This is a genomic window from Microcystis sp. M090S1 (genome assembly GCF_020246295.1).
Classification (GTDB): Bacteria; Cyanobacteriota; Cyanobacteriia; order Cyanobacteriales; family Microcystaceae; genus Microcystis; species Microcystis aeruginosa.
Window position 1 is genome coordinate 1 of the sequence record NZ_JADBTF010000073.1, and the last position, 2686, is coordinate 2686.

Below are 2686 nucleotides of genomic sequence, written 5' to 3' on the forward strand. Positions count from 1 at the left end.
GCGAAAGTCTGTGGACTTTGTGTAAGACAGTACATGGTTTTTTAACCGTGGTATGCAACGGTGGTTGAAGCAGAAACTTAAATCGTGAGGTTTAGGAATCGCCGCACTTTTAGGGCGGCGAGGATGTCAAAAACAGGCTGGTTTTTCAATGCCTTCAAATCTTTGAGAAATCTTTTTCGATATTGAACCTTCAAGGTAAATCTATTCCTCTAAATAAGCCAGTGCCTCTTCGATAGCTAATAGTGGACTCTGCTGTGCCTCATCCATCGCTTGGTTAAGGCAGTAGTCTTCTATTGCTTCGGTGAACTCTTCACAAGACATATCTTCTTGGGGAAATACTTGTCTCCATAGTTCAATCGGAATGACAACGGCTTTGGTTTGTCCGTTTTGGTCAGTTATGTATTCTTCTGTCAACCCATCCGCCACTACCACATCCCAATCAGCATCTAATTCGGCGGCAGCTTGTCTGTAGGCTTCTTCTAATTCCTGTCCCTGTTCTTGAATTACTTGAATTTGAAAGTACCTCTCAGGGGATTTTTTCATTAATGAAGAACCTAGAGACCGAGATTTATGAATGAATAAATAATCGGCAATCGCTTGGCACACTAACTCGTTAGGAGAAATTCCTGCTGCTTGCACAAAATCATCTAAAATTGTCTTCAGTTCAGGGGTTAGGGTAATCGTAATTGTTTCCTTCATCATCTGTTTAAGTATAGTGATATCGCGCTGCTAAAAACTCGATGCGGTCATCTTTGACTCGATAGACTAGACGGTGTTCTGTGGTAATTCGGCGTGACCAGGTATTAGCTTCAAGATACTTTATGGGTTCTGGTTTGCCTATTCCAGTAAAGGGATCGGCAGTGACAGATTCTACAAGATCGAGTAGGCGAAAGGCGATTTTTTTATCTGTTTTATACCACCATCTTAAATCTTCTCGAAATTGGCTGTCAAAGACAATTGCCCGACTCTTGGCGTTCAATTCCTAACTCCTGACAAAGTTCTGTAACTGTCTGTCCCGGTATTGTTTTAACGTCCCTCTCCATTGAACGTTCAAGTGCTGCCAATAACTTTCGAGCATTCGCAGGCGATCGCAAAAGATAAACAGTTTCTAATAGGGCAGTTAATTCCTCTGCGCTTAATAGTGCCATATCTTTATGACCGGGGCGAGTAATAATCGCCATACTATTCTCGCTTTCCAGTCGATCCAGAAGGCTCGCTAAATTTTCTTGAGCTTGAGTGTAGGTAGTTTGGATAGAAAACATAAGGCGAGGGCAACGAGTTGATTCGATTTTAGCTTATTTCATAAATACAAAACAGCTTAGAAAACGGGTTTCTTGAAGAAACCCTGTTTCTGGAATAGGGGGCGATCGCTCCTCACTCCCCCTCAACCCAGAAGATTTGACGAAAAACAGAGATAAAACACTATATAATCGATTAAAACAGCGATACTTGACAAAATCGGGGGGGGGGGTGATAAGCTTTTTCGCATAATTTACCCGAATAAACCGATGGCTACTCAAAAAAGCTCATTCTTAAGCCGCTCCTGTTCCTTAAAGCCTGTCTCAGATTTTCTCGGTACAACAATCGGGATGGCAACTGCTGTCACCGTCGGAACGGTAGTTAGCTTGCCCGCACAGGCAACTACTCTATTTAGCCAGACAAATATCGTCACCAACCCAGGCGCAGGATTCAACGGCTCAGATGTCAGTCAAGCCTCTGCTACTGTGACTTCAGCGGGGGCGACTGTAACGCGCTTGGCACAAAGCTTTACCATTTCTGATGCAGGACTGTGGGCGATCGATAAGGTATCGGTGATGGGTTACATGACATCAACTTATGGGTTTCCCCCTGCTTCACCTTTTGCTGGCATCTCAGTTAATATTTGGGACAATGCCCCCGGTCTTGCTGGAAGTAATATCCTGGGTTCGTCCACAAATCTACTATCTACTAACTGGACTGGCGTTTACCGCACTTTCAATGGCGTGTTAAACAATGCCCAACGCCCAGTGATGAACATTGCCGCCAATTTCAGTGGTTCTGGTCTTACTCTTGCGCCAGGCACTTACTGGGCAGACTACCAACTAACGGGGCTGTCACCCACAGGAGGTACAACTGCTTTTACTCCTTTTCTAATGACAACTTCAGGAGGAAATCCCGTAACTGTAAATGGAAATGCACGGCAGTTGGTTTCAGGTAGCTGGATTACCATCAGCAGTGGTAATCCGGCTCAAGGGGTTTCTTTTCCCTTAACCGTAACAGGACAGAAAGTTCCCGAACCTAGTGCCGTTCTAGGATTGGGACTGTTAGGCTTGGGTGCATTGGTTAAACGCCAGTTAAAGCCAAAGCCAGACAGCGATAAGGCTTATAGTCATTTCAGATAAGTCTGATACACTCTAGACCGGTTAAACCCTTATGAACTCTGGCATTGATATTCTCAATCTTAATTGAAATGACTATAATTGCCATAGAAAACGGGTTTCTCAAAGAAACCCGTTTTCTGGAATGAGTATGGTAAGCTGAGAAACAGGGCAAAATTATCGCCAGGGTCAAAACAACTGATCATCGAAAATTTTGGGTCTGAAACCCCGTCGTTCTAGGTTGGCTTTACTGTTAAATATGAGCATCGTTTACGAAATATATGCTAGAATGTGAGACATGGAAAAAGCCTATTCGTTTCGATTTTACC

The 2686-nt window shown here is 43.7% G+C and carries 4 protein-coding genes; 1 reads left to right on the forward strand and 3 read right to left on the reverse strand.

Features of this window, described 5'->3' with window-relative positions; translation table 11 throughout:
* Positions 1 to 201 precede the first annotated feature (201 nt).
* The 3 genes from IM477_RS22880 to IM477_RS03310 form a co-directional block, all read right to left on the reverse strand.
* Positions 202 to 414: a RelB antitoxin-like protein gene (locus tag IM477_RS22880; RefSeq protein WP_353845526.1), complete on the reverse strand. Its 213-nt coding sequence runs from the start codon at positions 412 to 414 to the stop codon at positions 202 to 204.
* 292 nt (positions 415 to 706) lie between these two features.
* Positions 707 to 979, reverse strand: a complete 273-nt coding sequence (locus IM477_RS03305) for a Txe/YoeB family addiction module toxin (protein ID WP_002763656.1) — start codon at positions 977 to 979, stop codon at positions 707 to 709.
* Complete coding sequence (locus IM477_RS03310) at positions 948 to 1262, reverse strand: type II toxin-antitoxin system Phd/YefM family antitoxin (protein ID WP_287730521.1); 315 nt, start codon at positions 1260 to 1262, stop codon at positions 948 to 950. Before IM477_RS03310 ends, IM477_RS03305 begins: the two co-directional genes overlap by 32 nt.
* A 246-nt stretch (positions 1263 to 1508) precedes the next feature.
* Between IM477_RS03310 and IM477_RS03315 the strand changes: the two genes are divergently transcribed.
* A complete protein-coding gene (locus IM477_RS03315) occupies positions 1509 to 2381 on the forward strand; it encodes a PEP-CTERM sorting domain-containing protein (protein WP_287730522.1) in 873 nt (290 codons plus the stop codon).
* The last annotated feature ends 305 nt before the right edge of the window (positions 2382 to 2686 follow it).

Coding starts and splice junctions, on each gene's coding strand:
- IM477_RS03310 (WP_287730521.1), bottom strand. CDS start 1,262: ATGTTTTCTATCCAAACTACCTACACTCAAGCTCAAGAAAATTTAGCG.
- IM477_RS03315 (WP_287730522.1), top strand. CDS start 1,509: ATGGCTACTCAAAAAAGCTCATTCTTAAGCCGCTCCTGTTCCTTAAAG.